General features: G+C 51.1%; 17 protein-coding genes. 10 read left to right on the top strand and 7 right to left on the bottom strand.

The annotated features are described in order from the left end of the window. Window positions 1-266: 266 nt before the first annotated feature. The 6 genes from ACXAF9_RS14515 to ACXAF9_RS14490 all read left to right on the top strand — a co-directional run bounded on the left by ACXAF9_RS14515 (window position 267) and on the right by ACXAF9_RS14490 (window position 5,442). Window positions 267-632 (top strand): HvfA family oxazolone/thioamide-modified RiPP metallophore, encoded by a 366-nt coding sequence (locus tag ACXAF9_RS14515; RefSeq protein WP_475075407.1) that lies wholly within the window; start codon window positions 267-269, stop codon window positions 630-632. Window positions 633-717: 85 nt separating this feature from the next. After that, window positions 718-1,602, top strand: coding sequence for an HvfB family MNIO-type RiPP peptide maturase (locus ACXAF9_RS14510; RefSeq protein ID WP_475075406.1), 885 nt, complete (start codon window positions 718-720; stop codon window positions 1,600-1,602). After that, window positions 1,589-2,431, top strand: a complete 843-nt coding sequence (locus ACXAF9_RS14505) for an HvfC family RiPP maturation protein (protein ID WP_475075405.1) — start codon at window positions 1,589-1,591, stop codon at window positions 2,429-2,431. Before ACXAF9_RS14510 ends, ACXAF9_RS14505 begins: the two co-directional genes overlap by 14 nt. After that, window positions 2,428-3,027 (top strand): HvfX family Cu-binding RiPP maturation protein, encoded by a 600-nt coding sequence (locus ACXAF9_RS14500; protein WP_475075404.1) that lies wholly within the window; start codon window positions 2,428-2,430, stop codon window positions 3,025-3,027. The genes ACXAF9_RS14505 and ACXAF9_RS14500 overlap by 4 nt, the downstream gene beginning before the upstream one ends. A 95-nt stretch (window positions 3,028-3,122) precedes the next feature. Next, window positions 3,123-4,544, top strand: a complete 1,422-nt coding sequence (locus tag ACXAF9_RS14495; protein WP_475075403.1) for a PepSY-associated TM helix domain-containing protein — start codon at window positions 3,123-3,125, stop codon at window positions 4,542-4,544. Window positions 4,545-4,698: 154 nt separating this feature from the next. Further along, window positions 4,699-5,442: a carbonic anhydrase gene (locus ACXAF9_RS14490; RefSeq protein WP_475075402.1), complete on the top strand. Its 744-nt coding sequence runs from the start codon at window positions 4,699-4,701 to the stop codon at window positions 5,440-5,442. A gap of 44 nt (window positions 5,443-5,486) precedes the next feature. On the opposite strand, the gene ACXAF9_RS14485 is transcribed toward ACXAF9_RS14490, so the two are convergent. After that, window positions 5,487-6,350 carry a DUF2971 domain-containing protein gene (locus tag ACXAF9_RS14485; protein ID WP_475075401.1) on the bottom strand — a complete coding sequence of 288 codons (864 nt, stop codon included), beginning with the start codon at window positions 6,348-6,350 and terminating at the stop codon, window positions 5,487-5,489. Between the two features lie 337 nt (window positions 6,351-6,687). On the opposite strand from ACXAF9_RS14485, the gene ACXAF9_RS14480 reads away from it, so the two are divergent. Beyond that, a complete protein-coding gene (locus ACXAF9_RS14480; protein ID WP_475075400.1) occupies window positions 6,688-7,368 on the top strand; it encodes a choice-of-anchor K domain-containing protein in 681 nt (226 codons plus the stop codon). 132 nt (window positions 7,369-7,500) lie between these two features. On the opposite strand, the gene ACXAF9_RS14475 is transcribed toward ACXAF9_RS14480, so the two are convergent. Both ACXAF9_RS14475 and ACXAF9_RS14470 read right to left on the bottom strand, forming a co-directional pair. Beyond that, the gene (locus ACXAF9_RS14475; RefSeq protein WP_475075399.1) at window positions 7,501-7,761 is read right to left on the bottom strand and encodes a hypothetical protein; all 261 of its coding nucleotides are present in this window, start codon (window positions 7,759-7,761) and stop codon (window positions 7,501-7,503) included. A gap of 72 nt (window positions 7,762-7,833) precedes the next feature. Continuing rightward, on the bottom strand, window positions 7,834-8,019 hold the full coding sequence (locus ACXAF9_RS14470; protein ID WP_475075398.1) for a hypothetical protein: 186 nt from the start codon (window positions 8,017-8,019) through the stop codon (window positions 7,834-7,836). A 243-nt stretch (window positions 8,020-8,262) separates the two neighbouring features. Between ACXAF9_RS14470 and ACXAF9_RS14465 the strand changes: the two genes are divergently transcribed. Then, a complete protein-coding gene (locus ACXAF9_RS14465; protein WP_475075397.1) occupies window positions 8,263-8,433 on the top strand; it encodes a DUF1328 domain-containing protein in 171 nt (56 codons plus the stop codon). A 120-nt stretch (window positions 8,434-8,553) separates the two neighbouring features. Then, entirely contained in the window at window positions 8,554-9,015 is a 462-nt protein-coding gene (locus tag ACXAF9_RS14460) for a PA2169 family four-helix-bundle protein (protein WP_475075396.1), read from the top strand. Between the two features lie 137 nt (window positions 9,016-9,152). Here ACXAF9_RS14460 and ACXAF9_RS14455 read toward each other — a convergent pair whose 3' ends face one another. Continuing rightward, entirely contained in the window at window positions 9,153-13,958 is a 4,806-nt protein-coding gene (locus tag ACXAF9_RS14455; protein ID WP_475075395.1) for an NAD-glutamate dehydrogenase, read from the bottom strand. 722 nt (window positions 13,959-14,680) lie between these two features. On the opposite strand from ACXAF9_RS14455, the gene ACXAF9_RS14450 reads away from it, so the two are divergent. Next, window positions 14,681-15,058, top strand: a complete 378-nt coding sequence (locus tag ACXAF9_RS14450; RefSeq protein WP_475075394.1) for a c-type cytochrome — start codon at window positions 14,681-14,683, stop codon at window positions 15,056-15,058. A gap of 65 nt (window positions 15,059-15,123) precedes the next feature. Here the strand turns inward: ACXAF9_RS14450 and ACXAF9_RS14445 are convergent, their stop codons facing one another. The 3 genes from ACXAF9_RS14445 to hemF form a co-directional block, all read right to left on the bottom strand. Continuing rightward, window positions 15,124-17,514, bottom strand: coding sequence for a Lon protease family protein (locus ACXAF9_RS14445; protein ID WP_475075393.1), 2,391 nt, complete (start codon window positions 17,512-17,514; stop codon window positions 15,124-15,126). A gap of 96 nt (window positions 17,515-17,610) precedes the next feature. Beyond that, entirely contained in the window at window positions 17,611-18,438 is an 828-nt protein-coding gene (gene aroE, locus ACXAF9_RS14440; protein WP_475075392.1) for a shikimate dehydrogenase, read from the bottom strand. 63 nt (window positions 18,439-18,501) lie between these two features. Beyond that, on the bottom strand, window positions 18,502-19,428 hold the full coding sequence (hemF, locus tag ACXAF9_RS14435; RefSeq protein WP_475075391.1) for an oxygen-dependent coproporphyrinogen oxidase: 927 nt from the start codon (window positions 19,426-19,428) through the stop codon (window positions 18,502-18,504). Window positions 19,429-19,487 lie beyond the last annotated feature (59 nt).

The following is a 19,487-nucleotide window of genomic DNA, read 5'->3' as shown; positions in this document are numbered from 1 at the left end:
GCTGATTGAAAGACCGATGCTAAACGCTCTGTGCCCCAATAGCCCTAGCGCTTTCTAGTGAGCGAAAAGGGCGACACTGTCACAAAACGGCTCTATCAGACCTACCCTATTTATCTATAAACCAATGATTTAAAAGCGATTAAAAAAATAATCAAAAAAATTACAAAAAATCTGTAAGGGATCGCACCGCCCCACGACTAAGGAGATACAAGCCGAACGAATCGGCTGACAAAAACCCTTAATCACATTCACAAAAGGTGAACACAATGAATACAAAAAACACTCTGAAACCCGTTGTTGCTTCTTTGGGTACGGCGTTGATTCTGGGCGCATCCTCTATGGCGATGGCGGATACAGCAAATCCATTTGCAACCCAAAGTCTGAACAGCGGCTACCAGCTGGCTGAGAAGAGTGCGGAAGGTAAGTGTGGCGAAGGCAAATGCGGTGAAGCCAAGGAGATGCGCAAAGGTGAAGAAGGTAAGTGCGGCGAAGGTAAATGCGGCGCTGATAAAAAAGAGATGAAAGGCGAGATGAAAGCCGAAGAAGGCAAGTGCGGTGAAGGGAAATGTGGCGCCGACAAAAAAGCCGATGAAGGCAAATGTGGCGAAGGTAAGTGCGGCGCAGCGGGTTAATCCACTGGGTGTGGGCTCGGTTACCGAGCCCTTTGCAAAGCCTGAGTTTTGGACTTGGGCGTTTTAGATCGACAAGGAGATTCAGATGTCCAACGCCACACACATCCCCCCACTGACCGGCACCGGCCTTGGCTACCGTCGAAGCCTAGCCAACGAGTGGTTTGCTAATGACGAGGTTAAACAGCTGGATTTTATCGAGCTGGCCCCGGAAAACTGGATGAACATAGGTGGGCGGTTAAAGCGCCAGTTGGAACGCGTTGTCGAGCAACATCGCATCGTCACGCACGGACTCTCCCTATCGATTGGCAGTCCAGCCCCACTGGACACCGACTTTATCCACAACTTAAAAACGTTTTTAGATCGATACCAGATTGATGTCTATACCGAGCACCTAAGCTACTGCTCGGATGAAGGGCACCTTTACGACCTGATGCCAATTCCTTTTACTGAAGCGGCGGTGCATTACGTAGCGAAGCGTATTCGTGAAGTCAGCGAGCGATTAGAGCGTCGCATTGCGTTGGAAAACGTCTCGTTTTACGCGATGCCAAGCACCGAACTTACCGAGGCGCAGTTCATCAACGCCGTATTGGAAGAAGCCGACTGCGATCTGTTATTGGATGTAAACAACGTTTATGTGAACAGCATTAACCATCAATACGACCCCATTGCGTTTTTAAACGCCATGCCATCGGAGCGGATCAGCTACCTGCACGTGGCCGGGCATTATCAAGAATCGGACGATCTATTGATTGATACTCACGGTGCGCCGATTAATGATCCGGTGTGGTCTTTACTTGAGTACACCTACCAGCAGTTTGGCCCGGTACCGACATTATTGGAGCGCGATTTTAATCTGCCGCCGCTCAGCGAGTTAATGCAGGAAGTCACCGAGATTCGACAACGCCAAGATGCCGCCGTGCGTATGGGTGTGTATCCACAAGGTTTGGAGGCCACATATGAGATCGCTTAACCAAACCGCTACGGCACTGCCAATACGAAGCACACTGTCACAAACCCACCAGCAGCAGCTGGCTTTTACCGCTCACATCCGCGATGGTGATCAGCCCATCCCCTCGGACATCCCCAAAGCGCGGATGCAGGTGTATGAGTCCTTGATGCACAATGCCACAGCGCAATTTATCAACAGCGCGTTTCCGGTCAGCAAGTCGATCATTGATGAGGACACGTGGGCGTTATGGACGCGTCGCTTCTTGAAAAGTGGCCGCAGCGAGACGCCTTATTTCCACAAGATCAGCGAGCAGTTCTTGCACTTTTTTCACACCCAGACCGACATAGATAAGCCGCCGTTTCTGGATGAGCTGCTCCACTACGAGTGGGCCGAGCTTGCACTCGATACCGATGAGGCAGACCCCTTCCCGGATGCCTCCTTACCCGAGATGCCTGATGACACCCCCTTGCTTGAGTGCGTGCCTGTCTGGTCGCCAGTAGCTTGGTCCTTAGTGTATCAATGGCCAGTGCACCAGATTTCGGAATCGTTTCAGCCTGAAACACCGCCTGAAACGCCGACTTGTATATTGGTGTATCGCAACCGTGAGAACCAAGTGCAATTTATGGGGCTTAACCCGATCTCGGCGATGTTAGCTGAATCCATAAATAATAAAGAGGAAGTAAGTATTCACACACATCTTACTGTAATCGCCAATCAGATCCCTTCTATCCCGACCGAGAGTATCATCGCAGGCGGGCTTCAATTGATTCGTGAGTTTTGCCAACTGGGCATCATCACCCATGTTCTGCAGCCGTCTCACATCGGCCAAACTACAGGAAGGTCATTATGAGCCAGAGCACGCTTAGCCAGTTTTATCATCGCGCAACGGATCTGCTCTCGCACGCCAGCGGCCTGGGGCCGTTGCTAATACGCTTGTATCTTGCCCCCATCATGCTGCAAGCGGGTTGGAACAAACTTGCACATTTTGAAAGCACGGCACAATGGTTTGGCAACCCCGATTGGGGGCTTGGACTTCCGGCGCCAGAGCTGATGGCCGCCTTGGCCGGTGGTACAGAATTGGTTGGAGGCGTGTTATTGGTGATCGGTTTAGGAACTCGGTTGATCAGCCTTCCCTTAATGATCACCATGCTGGTGGCAGCCTTCGCCGTCCACTGGGAGAACGGTTGGTTGGCCATTGCAGACAGCAGCAGTTGGCTTGCGAATGACCGTGTACTGGAAGCGGCGGAGCGTTTAGAGCGTGGCCGTAGCCTTCTAGAGGCGCACGGTAATTACGCGTATCTGACAGGGCGCGGCTCGTTTGTGATTCTAAACAACGGTATTGAGTTTGCAGCGACCTATTTTGTGATGTTGCTCAGCCTTCTGTTTACCGGTGGTGGCCGCTACACCAGTGTGGATCACTTCATCGCTCAGCGGTTTACCCGTTAATTAGCACCCCCTAATAAGTTGCGGCAATCTGTCACAGGGCCGATTGCCAAACAGACTGATAGAGTATCGCCTCAAAAAATCCGTGAGGCGATACCGTGTTTCAAACCCCATCATCCGCTGCCGCTAAGATCCCAGATCAATCCAAGGAGCGCTACAAAGCGCTGTGGCGTTGGCACTTTTACGCAGGCATCTATGTTATCCCTTTTTTGCTGATGCTAAGCCTCACAGGCCTGATCATGATGTGGTATCAGCCGGTCATCGAGCCTTTATCGTATCCTGGCCAAACAAAAGTCACCCCGATCGGCTACACACAGCCTTTTAGTCTTCAACAGACCGCCGTTGAGCAAGCTTACCCTGATGCCAGAGTGACCCAGTTGATCACCCCGCAAACCGCGGATGCCCCAACACGCTTTCTGATGAAGGACAGCGAGGGAACAAACTGGCTCGCTAGCGTTAATCCTTATTCGCTTACCGTATTGGGTCGACACAACAAAGACGATACTTGGTACGCCCTAGCCGATGAGATCCACGGTACTTTTCTGCTCGGTAACGTGGGCGATGCGATGATCGAGATCGCCACCGGGTTAATGCTGGTACTGCTGCTCACAGGCCTTTGGATGTGGTGGCAAAAACCTGGACGCGTCGGGCGTTGGAAAGTGGATTTTGCCCTAAGCGGGCGCGCGCTTTGGCGTGACCTTCACAGTAAAGTAGGGGCCTATACCTGCATTATTTTGCTGCTGTTTGCTATTTCTGGCTTGTCTTGGACAGGTGTTTGGGGGGCCAAGATGGTTCAGGCCTGGTCGAGCTTTCCCGATGGCGTTTACAGCAATATTCCAACCTCGGACCTGACTCATGCGGATCTGAACCCCGGCGTACACGAAGAGGTCCCTTGGAACCTGGAGCAAACCCACCTTCCTAAAAGTGGCTCACCGCTTGGTGGTGCAGCCATTCAAGGCCCCGTGACGCTCGACAGTGTGGTGGAACAAGCAAGAGCCATGGGGATGACCCAGTTTCGGGTCAATCTACCCAAAGGGGAAGAGGGGGTTTACTCAGTGATGGCCGCCACCATGAGCCGCGACATCACGAACGCCTTTGATGACCGTACCCTGCACTTTGATCAGTACACGGGCAACCTACTGGGTGACATCAAATTTGACGATTACAGCGCGTTCGCAAAGGCGATGGCACTGGGCATCCCATTGCACATGGGCACTTGGACATGGGCGAACCTGATCTTTAATACCCTGTTTTGCTGTTTTATGGTGATGATCTGCTGTTCAGCCGTGGTGATGTGGTGGAAGCGTCGGCCTTCCCAATCAGGGATGCGCGTATCAGCCCCGCCTGCGCCTAAGTTTTTACAGCATTGGCAAGGCGCAATGCTGATCTGGCTTGGGATCAGCTTATTTGTCCCCTTGATGGGCGTCACGCTGTTTACGCTCTTTATCCTGGATCAAATCCTGATCAAACCACTGGTGAAGCGCTTTTCAAAACCCGCCAAAACCCCTCATTTAGCTTAACGAAACTTGAATTATTGATCATCACCGAACGCTCTGTTCGGCGAATACCAACAAACTAATTGTGGATATCAGGTTCTGATATCTGTCTTTTAAAGACATCTTTGATTTTATTAACAGGCGATTGTCGCCCATTATTTATGTTGGAAGTATCAAGATGAAATCGATTGTATCCTTTACGCTCACCACCTTGTCTTTGAGTTTTGCATTGAATGCCTTTGCCAGCGAAGCCCCTCACTGGGGCTACGAAGGCAACGAAGGGCCTAGCCAATGGGGTGATCTCTCGTCGGAATACAGCCAGTGCAAGCTAGGTCGTAACCAGTCGCCTATCAACATTACCAATGCGGTAAAAGGTGATTTAACCAACCTCAGCATTGACTACAAAGCCGGTGGCGACCGGATCATTAATAATGGCCATACCGTTCAGGTTAATTATGAGCCTGGCAGCACACTGACCTTGGATGGACACACGTACGAGTTAAAACAGTTCCACTTCCACACCCCAAGTGAGAACCAAATCGACGGCAAACATTACCCCATGGAAGGCCACTTTGTGCACGCCGACAAAGAGGGCAACTTAGCGGTGTTGGCTGTTATGTTTGATGGCACAAACACCAACCCAGAGCTGGCTAAAGCCTGGTCACAGATGCCTAGTGCCAACGACGGTGAGCACACGTTAGCCACGGCCATTGATGCGAATAAGCTATTACCGACCGATCACAGCTATTACCGCTTTAATGGCTCCCTAACCACGCCACCGTGCAGCGAAGGTGTTGTTTGGTTGATGATGAAAAACCAAGAAGCGGCATCCTCCGAGCAGGTCAGCCAACTGCACGATACCCTGAAGCACGATAACAACCGCCCGGTTCAACCGCTGAACGCACGTGTTGTACTTCAATAATCGATTTTGATCGATTCACAACGCTGACAAGGCTCGGTGCCGCGTCAGCGTTGTCGGTAAGGTATTTGACAGTAGGTGATGCCCCGCACGGGGGACACACCGTTTTTAGCCAAGTACATCCTAAGCGAATTCAATGAGGAGCTGGAGTTGGGTGTTGGCCCCAAAAAGAGGTGCTGAAACTTAGGCCGCTCCTGTTTAGGTGCCACCAGCGAGAACTTAAAGTAGGGCACTAACATGTGCGCCCCTACCCGAAAGTGGACAGAAGGGTCTTTAAAGTCCGTCACAATCGGGGAAACCACCCGCCACTCGGCCTCCTCTTCAAAAGAGGGGTGCTTCATAATGGCCGCGATCCGTAAAAGATCACTCTCCACATTCCGAAACACCTCAGCAAACAGCTCGTCGGTACGACACCCGTGCAAACCGCAAGCCTCGGACGCTAAGTCTTCAACATGATCCACCAGCTGATGAATCAGCTTTTTTTGCTGGAGTGGATCGTACACACATTTACCGATCATAAACCCCTGCATTCGCGAGCACTTGATCAGGTGACCCGGCTCAAAGCCAATACTGACTCCTTTGCCAAGTTCACTGTAACCGCGCCACTGACTGAGCAGATTACCGTTGGCACGAAACGACCCGGAAAAAAGCAGATGTCCGTCGGTTACGCGATCTGTAATCCACTCTAAAAATTGATTAAGCAATCGCGGGTTAGGGTGGCCTAGCGCAATGCGCTCCTCTACCTCACGGCGCGTCAGTGCAACCATGTGATTGAGCTCGGCCGAATCGTTCATGTAACGAATATCACTGGCCCAAAGACAGCCCGAGTCGACGATGCCCATTAGGCCCGTAAAGGTGGTGTAGTGGTAAAGCGTCTCATCTGGTATATCGGAATACAGACGCTCTGTCATTGCGCGAATCTTTTCCATATCAATATATTACATCGAATACGTTGCGGTCTTACTACACTCTAGCATAGAGCTGACGAAATATGATTGACTACGAAACAACCAACCTAGAGGTTAACGTTTAACTCTTAATCCAACGGAAGAACTTAGTCGATCTTAAAGCCTTATTTTTTATTAATGTCAGCATTTTTGTCAGCCCCGCCCCAATTTTTTATTCATATCAAAATTAGATTATAAAAAACAAGGAATTAATATAATCGGCATTATTTTTGCTTAGACTAATGCCCAATAACGATAAATATCTCTATTAATTAGCGTTTTATGGATAAAGGAAATACATATGATTCGCTTAAACAGCATGAAAGCAGTCGCTTTCGGACTCGGAATACTTGCTTCAACGGCCTCTAATGCAGCCCTTTTCGAAGGGGCGTCTTCAGCAACCTTCGGTACACCTGACTCCACAGGCGTTTATACAGGTGTAGGTACTAATACCTTTACGACAGGTAGTTCACTACCGTCTTCATCTTCCAATATTTTCACTGTAGATGGACTTAGCTACTCAACAAGCGAAGATGCTCTCTTTGCCATTGCCGATTTGACTTACACAAATGGCAGAACGTACAGCGGAAGTGTTGCGGATACAGTGCCTTTGGACATAGCGCTCGACTTCACTACACCGACTGGAATTTCTGAGCTGTTCACATTTACATTTGACTTAAATGTGACTCCAAATACGACCGGAAATGCTGTTCTTGATGCTGATACTCTAAATATCTTAAACGTTATCTCATCAACTAACTTTCTTGTAGCAAGTGATCTTTTTACACTTCAACTCGTAGGCTTTAGCGATGATAATGGCACAACCATTAGCAATACATTCACGTTACCTGAAGATGAAACGGTTACATCTCAGCTATACGGCATAATTACTTTAGCTAATAACCAAGTACCAACACCTGCTACTCTGCTACTCTTCGTAACAGGTCTTGTAAGCCTCTTACGCTTCAAAAATAAGAAGTAAGTAAATTGACGCGCCGCTTTCATGCTATTCAACATAATTATTGTTAAATAGCATGATTGCTGCGCATCCCTCACCTTTCATTGAGTAATGAACCCATAAAGGCCTTATTTCTGATTCTTTACCGTGTTTGACTTAGAGAATGTTTTTGCCCGCCTCTGGATCTCGCGCGGCTTGTGCTTGCTCGCGGATTTCAGCGGTATCCGTGCTGATATCATCTTGATCAGCCCCAGCCAGATCCTCATCTAGGGTGTCGCGAGCCTGCGTTGGTAAGGCCGCGTGTTCTTGGGCTAAGGCTGTTGGAGTTTCACGCTCATCTTGCATGATCACAGGTACTCCCTGTGGGAAGATCACCTCACGCGAATCGTCCGGCAAAAGGAATAAACGCCTGATCATCAACGCTGCCTTCTAAGAACACCAATCCAGCCTTGGATTGCACCGATAAAGATTGATACTGGCCAGCGCTGTTCAGTATCCCAAGGATGCGTTCGGTGATTCCTGATCCTTAACGGGCTGCTCCACATCGATCTCTCGATCCACACTCTCGACCGAGGCACCCATCACGGCGGTAGACGTTGTTACTGATGTAGACTCATTAGCCGCCAGTGACACAGCGCTGAAGAACAACATCCCTAAAAGTAAGCACACTCGCATCACGCACACTCCCTGTTTTTTGATCTATACGCATGGTGACATCGGATCGATGCTAAACAAAGACGGTTCGGAAAAAATTACATAACTGTCTTCGGTTTTTTCAAACCTTTCAGCAAAGCACGCATGTCAAAAGTCGTCAAACAAACCCTAAGAAATTGATTTTAATGAATTATCAATATTGGCACGTTCATCGCTATTGCTTATGTAATTCAACTTTGAATGGAATACTGCGGAGGAATCGCCATGTTACGTTATGCCTTAATCTTCTTTATCGTTGCCATCGTTGCGGCTTTGTTTGGTTTCGGTGGTATCGCAGGTGCCAGTGCTGGTATCGCAAAAATCTTGTTCTTTATCTTCTTAGTGCTGTTGGTGGCTTCGGTGGTTATGCACCTTGTCCGAGGCAAGGGTGTCTAGGTGACAAATTTTCATCATTGATGAATACCCTTAACGCTTAATTTGCACGATACATGATCACCCTAAGGTAACACCGATGTACTGGGGTGATCGATCTTTCCCCTGAAAAGGAGTAACACCATGTCTATGTTAGGTACACACGATAGCCGTTTAGTAAACGATATGATTTCAGTTTGTCATGATGGTAAAGAGTTTTACCAAGATGCGGCTAAGTCGGTTGAGAACCCATCTCTGAAAGCACTTTTCAAGGAGATGGCCGATATTCGCAACTCAATTGAGACCGATCTTAAGGGTCGCGTCGAAATGATGGATGAAAAACCTGATTCATCCGGTACCGTGATTGGTAAGCTGCGTCACGTATACACCAACGTGATTACCGAGATGTCGGATAAGCCCGATTACCGTTACGTGGAACAACTGGAAGAAGCGGAAGACGATGCGCTGCACACTTTCCGTAAAGCGACGCGCAAAATCGAAGACCCAGCGCTGTCATTACGTTTGATGCGTCACGTTGAGAAAATTCAGCAAACACACGATCGCATGAGCCATCTGAAGCATTCGATGAAACCAACTCAGCATTGATCATGTCTTAATCAATGTTGTTGCATCGAAAGGTCTCATGGACAGAGATCCACAACACAAGGCTCCGGGTGGAGCCTTTTTTGTGGCCGCTACAACCGCACATGAAAGCATCGGCGGCTGTAGCGGTTCTTTGACGATCAGAGCTTGTTCGATAGCTCTGTCAGTTCGCGAATCACCACCGTAAAGGTCGCACTGTCCAAAGTGCTGCTGTTTTGCAGATCTTTCAGGACGCGCTCCCAACGGCTCACACCACTGTCGTGCTGTTCTAACCAATGGTTGGCCAGCTCAGCACCATCCAACTCCGCTTGATAGCTCAAGACAGACGCTGTCAGATGACGCTGCTGCAGATTTAGGTCTTCACTGAAGCCCTCACGCGCCAGCAACTGCCAGTGGTTTTCTGGGTTGAACTGACGAATCTGCTCGCTGACCCAATCCAGGTGCAAACGCTCGCCCAGTGTGAAGTACACCTCGGCGGTGTTCAGCAAGGATTGGCCGGTATCGCCAGACACTTCGCTGATCGCAAGGGCTGAGTACAAGCGTTCGGCACACGCCACACGGGAAGCCAAGTCTTCGCTGACACCTGCCTCAACCAAGAGGAACTGAGACGTCTGCCACGCGGTTTTCAGATCACCAGTGAGCAAGGCCTCAAACGAGCCGCGAATACTGTCGACCGCCGGTTTGAAGCGGTCGATCACCTCTTTCACATCGAAGCTGCCACGGTTGCACACATTGCGCAGGAACCAGTAGCTGGCACGACGCATCAAGCGCAGAATGTCCGTGAACATACGCTCTTGGATGGTGGTATCCACTTGGTTATCCAAAAGCTCAACTTCGCGCCACAGGCTCTTAATGTCGAACACTTCACGCGCAATCAGGTAAGCAACCGCCACTTGATCCGCTGGTAGGCCAGTGGTTTCTTCCATGCGGTTCACGAAGGTGATCCCCATGTGGTTAACCATGGCGTTGGCCAGCTGCGTGGCGATGATCTCTTTGCGCAGTTGGTGGTTGGATACGGCTTCTGGGAAGCGCGTGTTCAACTGATCTGGGAAGGCTTCCAAGATCTCACGCTGTACAAATGGATCTTCCGTTAACCAAGCGCTTGAAAGCTGCTCTTTTAGTTCCGCCTTGGTGTAGGAGATCAACACCGACAACTCAGGGCGGGTCAGTCCACGGTTGGCTTGGTGACGCTCCGCCATTAGGGCTTCATCTGGCAAGAACTCCAGTGCGCGGTCCAATCGGCCATCGGCTTCTAAGCGATTCATCAGACGGGCGTATTCATCCAACGACTTACCCGCATGGCCTTGCGCCAGACTCAGCGCACGCGCTTGGCGATCGTTCGATTTCAGAACCAAGTCCGATACAGTATCGGTCATCTCACGCAGGAAGCTGTTACGCTGCTTCATGGTCAGATCGCCATCGGCCACCACTTGGTTCAACAAGATTTTGATGTTGACCTCGTGGTCGGAGCAGTCCACGCCACCGGCGTTATCGATAAAGTCGGTGTTACACGCACCGCCATTGAGCGAGTATTCGATACGGCCTAACTGGGTTAAACCTAAGTTACCGCCTTCGCCCACGACTTTACAGCGCAGCTCTTTACCGTTGATTCGCAGCGAATCGTTAGCTTTATCGCCCACTTCGCTGTGGCTCTCTGAAGAGGCCTTCACATACGTACCGATACCGCCGTTCCACAGCAGGTCGACCGGCGCTTTCAGAATCACGGAGATCAACTCGCTTGGCGAGAGCTTGTCCGCATCGGTATCGAAAACTTGCTTCATCTCTGGGGTTAAAGTGATCGATTTCGCCGCACGCGAAAAGATACCGCCGCCCTTAGAGATCAGCTCTTGGTTGTAATCTTCCCAAGAGGAGCGCGGCAGGTTGAACATGCGCTGACGTTCTTCAAAGCTCTTCGCTTCATCGGGTGTCGGGTCGATGAAGATGTGTAAGTGGTTAAACGCCGCCACCAGACGGATCTTATCCGACAGCAGCATACCGTTACCGAACACATCGCCCGCCATATCGCCCACACCGACGACAGTGAACGGGTCGGTCTGGGTGTTGATGCCTTTCTCGCGGAAGTGCAGTTTTACCGACTCCCACGCGCCACGTGCCGTGATACCCATGCCTTTGTGGTCGTAACCTTGGCTACCGCCGGAGGCAAACGCATCGCCCAACCAGAAGCCGTACTCTTCGGCCAACGCGTTGGCGTAATCCGAGAAGGTCGCCGTGCCTTTATCGGCCGCTACAACCAGGTAAGGGTCGTCCTCATCGTGACGTACCACATCCGCCGGAGGAACAATCTCGCCAGCAACGCGGTTATCCGCCAAGTCCAACAGACCCCGGATAAACCAGCGGTAGCTCTCAACACCTTCGGCCAGCCACTCATCACGCGTGCCTTCGGTCGGCAGTTGTTTGGCTACAAAGCCACCTTTTGCGCCGACCGGTACGATGACCGCGTTCTTCACCTGCTGCGCTTTCACCAAGCCCAGCACTTCGGTGCGGTAATCTTCCAAACGGTCCGACCAACGCAGACCGCCACGTGCCACTTTACCACCGCGCAGGTGAACACCTTCTACGCGTGGGGAGTACACAAACACCTCGAACATCGGACGAGGGCGCGGGATGCTCGCAATCGAGTGCGGGTTCAGCTTCAACGACAGGTAAGGCTTCGCCGCACCGTCATCCAGCGTTTGATAGTAGTTGGTACGCAGCGTCGCTTTGATCAGCTCTAGGTAGCGACGCAGGATTTTGTCGTCATTGAGGTTATCGACTTTATCCAGACCATCCAGAATGCTGTTTTCGATACGATCGGCCAGTGCACGTACTTTGTCGCTCGATTGACGGCCGGGCTCAAAGCGCGCACGGAACAGCGCGACCAGCAAACGCGTTAACTGCGTGTGTCGGGACAGCGTTTCTGCGATGTACTGCTGGGAGAAACCAAAACGGATCTGCTGGTTATAACGTGCATAGGCACGCAGCATCACCACTTCGCGCCAGCTAAGACGCGCATTCAGAACTAGGCGGTTAAACTCATCGTTATCGGCCTTGCCTTGCCAGATCGCGGCAAACGCTTCTTGGAAGATCTCTTTCACTTCTTCCAGATCCACAGGCTCCGAACCGCCTTTGAGCGTCAGGGAGAAGTCGTGAATCCAGAACTTTTTACCGTTGGCACAGTTCACGACGTATGGGTGCTCACCCACCACGCGAAGGCCTAGGTTCTCAAGTACCGGGATGATGTCCGATAGGATCAGAGATTCGCTCTCACGGAACAACTTAAAGCGCAGCACTGACTGGGATTGTTCCAGCAGGCGGTAGAAGCTCATGCTCAATGGTTGCTTGCTCAACGCTTCCATCTTCTCGATGTCGTGCACCGCGTGTAAGGTGGTGAAGTGCTCACGGTACGCCGCCGGGAAGGCATCGCGGTACTGGTTACTGCGCGTTGTTCCTTTCTCTTCACCAAAAGCATCGATCATCGCCGTGTGCAGATCATCGCTCCATGAGCGCGACAGGTTTTGCACATCTGCTTCAAGCTGCTCGTAATCCGGCTCTTCGGTGCCTTGCGGTACACGCAGCACGAAGTAGGTTCTCGCCAGAACCGATTCACCTAAGGAGTTCATAAACTCAATATCAGTCGCTTGGAAGGTATCCTTCAACAAGTTCTGGATGCTTAAACGCAACGCCGTGCTGAACAGATCACGCGGGATAAAGTACAAGCAAGAGTAAAACTGACCGCTTTTATCCTTACGCACCAACATGCAGGCGCGGCGGCGCTCTTGCAGATGGAAAATCTTCATCGCGGCTTTGAACAGCTCATCTTCCGACGCTAAGAACAGTTCATCGCGCGGCAGATCGATCAAGACTTGATGGAAGGTTTTGCCGCTGTGACCGTTCAGGCGGAAACCAGAGCGATCCAAAATGCGTTGCACTTTGTCTTTGATCAACGGAATGCGGGATGGACGCTCAAGATAAACCGGAGAGGTGTACAAGCCCAGAATACGAGTTGCGCCAACGCACTCGCCTTTGGCGTTAAAGTGCCCAACGGTGATCAAGTCCAAATACGCAGGACGGTGCACACGAGAGCGCTCGCCGTGACGGCTGATCATCAATGGCTCGGATGAGATCTCGCTGTTTTCCAGATTGACTAAGCCTTTGCCATCTAACTGACCCAGCGAAGAGCCTTTGGTTAAGGTAATGGCATCGCCTTTAAAGGTGACATCATCCACCGCTAAGAAAGTGAAGTGATCGTCCAGCAGCCAGTTCACGAACACCGCTTCTTCAGCAAAACCGGCTTTTTCCAGATCCGCCGCGCAGCTGGCTACGCGCTCTTTCATCGGTAGGAAATCGCGTACCGAGTAGGACACCGCTTTAAGGGTTTTTGTCAGTTCGCTTTCAATCTTCTTCAGAAGGTCGGCTTCAGTGTGACGGTCTACCTCTAGGTAGATCATCGATTCAGCATCCCCTTGGCCTGGCTCACCCAGCTTAACAAGGTTACCCGCCTCATCACGTTCAACATGGATCACGATGTTATGAATCGCGCGAATACCAATGCCCAACGCATTCAGAGCCATACGTACCGAGTCAACAATGAAAGGGCAGTCCTTCATCAACAGCTGAATCACGGTATGGTTACAGTGCCAACCGTGTTGTTCAAGGTCCGGGTTAAAGACTTGCACCTTGGACAGCGCTTTGCCGAACCCGCCGACGAAGGTCCAGCAGCTTAGCGTTGCGCCGTACAATGTTTCGATCGGTCGCTCCACCAGCTCGTTTTCCGGTGCATAGATGTAAAGCTGATTCGCGAAACCGGTCAGTGCCTCTGCTTGATCCGCAGGGAGGCGTGTTTCAAAAAGATCCTGCAATTTATAGAGCGTGCGCTGCTTATTATTATCGGGGGTTGGGCTGCTCATGGTGTCGAACTCCGAATTGTGTCCAAGTAAGTAGTACATTGCTGACGTAAATCCTTAACGTTGCTCAGGGCATGGTGACCTAAACGGGGCATCCTATTGGTAATGTATGACCGAACCGATAAGTAAAGTTCCGGTAATCGATCACGCCAAAAGTGAAATGAGTACGTTGTACTAAGAAGGGAAAAAAAGAGGGCGGGATAGGGTGTAAAGCATAGAGTTCCCGCCCTTAATAAGAGAGCCGTTTGTAACGCTGTCAGGTCATGTTTAGGGATGATGAACATGGACATACACGCCACAACTGTCTGATTCCCGAATAGTAGAAACATCACTTTTGCATTTCAAACTTTAGTTTAACCCATCGGATTATTCAGCAAAAAGATCGTAATTTGCAGCAAAATAACCATGATTTGCTGCGAAAGCTGTTTGTTAGGTCGCACTTTCGAGATCAAGCGTCCCTTTATTAAAAGTGGTTCAAGATTTCGAAAGCTTCAATGTTTCTTTTCGGCAACAGTCTTTAAGACTCAAGCACTTATCCAATGCCCTTCATAAAAACCCGGCGTAGGGCCACCCTCCGGCTTAAAACAATGCGCAATATCAAGCTTCGGACAAAAACCATACAAATAGAATGGATATATTGATATGCGACAAAAACGTCGCTAAAACCCCATGAACGTCGGCTAAAACAGTACTTTTGGACGGCGAAACGCTCTGGACAGTTTTTTTATACTGAGGCCATCAGTTAACGGAAAGGAGTCAAAACGATGTTAAAAGTACTCTCTACTCTTGGTCTTAGCGCTGCATTGTTACTGCCCACCTATGCGATGGCCGACGATGCCGCGATGGCTGCCGCCGGTCAGCAAGTTTTCGCAACTCAATGCACCGCCTGTCACTCAGCCGATTCCAGTAAAAACACCTTTGGGCCAAGCCTTTCTGGAGTAGCAGGGCGCAAGGCGGGTAGCTTGCCTCGATTTGCCTATTCAGAGGCGATGTCGCAGGCGGATTTCTCATGGAGTGATGACAACTTGCGTAAGTGGATCTCAGATAACGATGCATTTGTGCCCGGCACCCGGATGCGCCATGTCGCCATCACCGATCAAGCACAGCAGGATTACCTGATCGCTTACTTAAAAACGCTTTAATGCCCCAACAGCAAAAAGCCCTCAAAAGAGGGCTTTTTACGAGAAGGGCGGGTTAAGGTATGCAGTTAGTCACTGCCTTTACCACCGGACAGGGCTTTGTGCAGCTCTTTTAAGCGTTTAACCACACTGTGGTTGATGCTGCGCTGGGTAAAGCTGCCATCGTCTTTACGTTTTCCTGGGTTTTTACCCATTAAGATGCCTAAGCACTCATCAACGGTAGCTACCGAGTAGATGTGGAACTCGCCATTTTTGACCGCATCCACCACCTCTTTTTTCAGCATCAGATTGCGCACATTGGCTTTCGGGATGATCACCCCTTGCTTGCCGGTTAAACCGCGCGTTTGACACAAGGTAAAGAAGCCTTCGATCTTCTCGTTTACCCCCCCAATCGCCTGTACTTCGCCGTACTGGTTTATAGAGCCGGTCATGGCGTACTGCTGCTTTATAGGAATGTGCGTGAGCGCCGAAATCAGGGTACAGATTTCAGCCATCGAGGCACTGTCGCCGTCGACATAGCCGTACGATTGCTCCATCGCAATGCTGGCGGATAACGACAACGGGAAGTCCTGCGCATATTGATGGCCCAAATAACCGGACAGAATCAACACCCCTTTGGAGTGAATCGACTGACCTAGCTGAACCTCGCGCTCAATATCAACAATGCCTCGGCTGCCTGGGTGTACCGTTGCGGTAATGCGCGCAGGCGAGCCAAACGCTACATCACCGACTTCCAGTACCGTTAGGCCATTACACTTACCGACCGCTTCGCCATCGGTATCGATCAACACGGTTTCGTTCAGAATGCTCTCAAGGATGCGTTCCGACAAGCGTCCGGTACGACGCGATTGCGCTTCCAAGGCAGCTTCCACGTGTTGTGCAGTAATCAGTTCGTCGCCACTGGTGGTGCGCTTGTAGTCGGCTTCACACAACAAGTCCACCAGCTCACCGATGTGAGTCGAAAGTTTCTCTTGGTCACCCGCTAAGCGCGAGCTTTGCTCAACCAAGCGCGCCACGGCCTCACGGGTCAGCGCGGCTAAGCCCTCTTCGGCGGCTATGGTTTTCATCAAACGCGCATAGTTGCGGATCGACTGAGCATCCCGCGGGACCTCCTCCTCAAAATCCACCACCACACGGAACATTTTTTCGAAGTCCTGATCCAGCTCCTGCAGCAGGTAATAGGTGTTACGGCCGCCCACCAAGACAATCTTCACGTTCAGCGCCACAGGCTGCGGGCTTAAGCTGATGGTGCTGATGCCTGCGTATTCGCTGGCTGGGTTTTCGATGCGGATCTCGTGGGATTTAAGCGCGCGCTTGAGTGCACCGTACACAAACGGCTGCTCCAAGAGCTTTTCCGCTTCCATGATCAAATACCCGCCGTTGGCGTGGTGTAACGCCCCTGGACGAATCATCTGGAAGTTAGTGACCATCGCGCCCATGTCGCTGTTGTATTCAACTCGGCCAAATAGGTTGTCGTAGCTTGGGTGTGCTTCAAACACCACTGGCTGACCTTTGGTTTTCGTGTGATCCACCGCCACGTTGACACCAAACATCTCATCCAACGGGTTGCGTTTGCCGACTTCGCCCCGTGCTTCGATCAGTTTTTCATCGTTTAGAAGGTCTGCGCTGTTTTTAACGATGTAGCGCTCTAGCTGATTGTAATAATCGGCAAGGCCGGATACATGGTTAAACTTCTCTTTTAAGGTTTGGATCAGCGGCGATACGGTATGACGTGCGGTATCGCGGTCCAGCAATTTCATCTTGTCGGCCGCTTCACGTCGCCACTGTGGCAGTTCCGTTAAGCTGTCGTTGAGCAGATCTTCCAACTCATTGATGTTGCGACTGAACGCATCGCGGATCTCCTCCGGCAATTGGGAGAACATCGCCTCATCCATCGCCTGACCCTCGGCCACCGGCGTAAAGCCAACGGAACCGGCATCGCGGTACAAAGCAATGCTGTGCTCACGGGCTACTTTCTCGACCGCTTCAATCGCTTGATCGTAATGACGGTTAAAATCCCGCTCGATTTTGGCTTTGCGGCGCAGATACGCTGGGTTTTCGAACGCGGCGGGCAGCTCGGTCATGATGGTTTCGATCAAACGACGATTATCACGGCGCAACTGCACAGCCTTACCCGCTTGCAGCTCTATCGCAATCGGGTATCGGGAGTCATTCAAATTATTGAGGTAGCACCAATCAGAAGGTTTCTTCTCTTTTTTGGCGAGGCCTTTGAGGTTTTCTATCGCAAACGAGAAACGACCGGTGTGCGGAACACCCATCACAAACAGGTTATACCCCGGACGGCGCATCCCCACACCAAAGCTCATCGCTTCGAGGGCGCGCTCTTGGCCGAAAAAGCCCGAAAAGCTTTCTAGGGTTTCGGTGGTTCTAAACGGCAACAGATCTGTATCGCAAACCCGGTACAACGTTTCTGGCGATAAAGGTTCGTGCTTTTCCATGTCGTAATTCCACAGAGAGTTTCTTTGGTTATAAACCCTAATACCGACTTTTTGCAAGCCAAGGCCGTGGAATCGCGAAAAATTTACGTTTGAAAATCAAACAGTTGTCAATTGGTTACGAATTGATCGAGTTACGTCCGTGGTATCGGGACGTACACCGCGCCAAATCGTGAAGGCTTCGGCCGCTTGCTCAATCAACATCCCCAGCCCATCAATGGCTTGCGCCGCGCCTTGATCAAGCGCCCAGTCCATAAACGGCGTCGGTTTTGCGCCGTACATCATGTCGTAACATACGGTGTTCGGGCCGACCACCTCGGCAGGCACTGGCGGTAAATCGCCACTTAAACTGGCCGATGTACCGTTGATGATCAGATCAAATTCCCCCGCGCACGCATCAAATCCACAGGCGCTCACGTTACCATAATCAGCAAACTGATCGGCCAAAGCTTGGGCCTTGGACACTGTGCGGTTCGCGATCACAATCTCAGAAGGGCGCTCATCCAGAAACGGCTTTAATACACCACGCACCGCGCCACCTGCGCCCAGAATCAAGATGCGTTTTCCTGCGACCGGCACCTGATAGTTCATCGTCACATCCCGCAAGAGCCCAGAGCCATCGGTGTTATCGGCACAGATCTCGTTTTGATCGTTCAGGTACAAGGTGTTGACCGCTCCAGCCAAGCGCGCGCGCTCCGTGGCGTGCTTGGCAAGCGCGAAGGCATCCAACTTAAAAGGCACCGTTACGTTCATCCCCAAACCGCCGTCGTTGAAAAACGCCGTCGCCGCTTGATCAAACTGACCGACCTCTGGCATCAAGGTGCCGTAGGTCAAATCCTGTCCTGTGGCTTTAGCAAACGCTGCGTGAATCTCGGGGGATTTAGAATGTTTAATCGGGTTTCCAGCGACAACGTAACGATCGGTCATGGGTTCTTCACCTTTGTTGTTGTAACGCGCAGAGCCATCCTGCGCAGCCGATATGGCCAGCGTTTACACGCTTAGCCAATCTTTGGGTTGTAAATAATGGGTATAGAGGCGCTCTTCACGCGAATCTGGCTCAGGTTTCCAGTCATACCCCCAACGCACCACCGGCGGCAAGGACATCAAGATGGACTCTGTGCGACCGCCAGACTGCAAACCAAACAAGGTGCCGCGGTCAAATACCAAGTTAAACTCCACATAACGGCCACGGCGATACGCCTGAAACTCGCGCTCGGCTTCCGTGAAAGACTCCGGTTTACGTCGCTCCACAATCGGTGTGTACGCCTCAATGTAGGCATTACCAATGGACTGCATCAACGCAAAACTTTGCTCAAAGCCCAACTCGTTTAGATCATCAAAAAACAATCCGCCCACACCCCGTGGCTCGTTGCGATGTTTTAAGTAGAAATAATCATCACACCACTGTTTGAAGCGCGGGTAGAACTCATCGCCAAACGGGTCACATGCGTCTTTTGCTACCTGGTGCCAGTGACGGCAATCCTCGTCGTTTCCGTAGTAGGGGGTAAGGTCAAAGCCACCACCAAACCACCAAACGGGTGCTTCGCCCTCTTTTTCAGCGATGAAAAAGCGTACATTCGCATGCGAGGTAGGAATGTGCGGATTGCGAGGGTGCATCACCAAGGAGACACCCATCGCCTGAAACGAGCGTCCAGTCAATTCTGGACGGTGCGCGGTGGCCGAGGCGGGCATGGATTCGCCAAACACATGTGAAAAATTCACGCCGCCTTTTTCAAACACGCCACCTTCACTGATCACCCGAGTACGACCACCACCGCCTTGTTCGCGATCCCAAGCATCCTCTTCAAAGGTGCCTTCGCCATCCACCTTTGCCAGCGCATCACAGATGCGATCTTGCAACAAAAGTAGGTAGGCTTTAACCGCTTCGATATCGGGGCGATCGAGCTGATCAGACATGCATGACTCCTTGGGGTGGTCTAATGAACAGGACTAAGTGTACGTGTTTTCACGCCTTG

This window comes from Neptunomonas sp. ABH4_499 (assembly GCF_056160565.1).
Note: the sequence above shows the minus strand (reverse complement) of the source record. Positions and strands in the feature narration are given on the sequence as shown.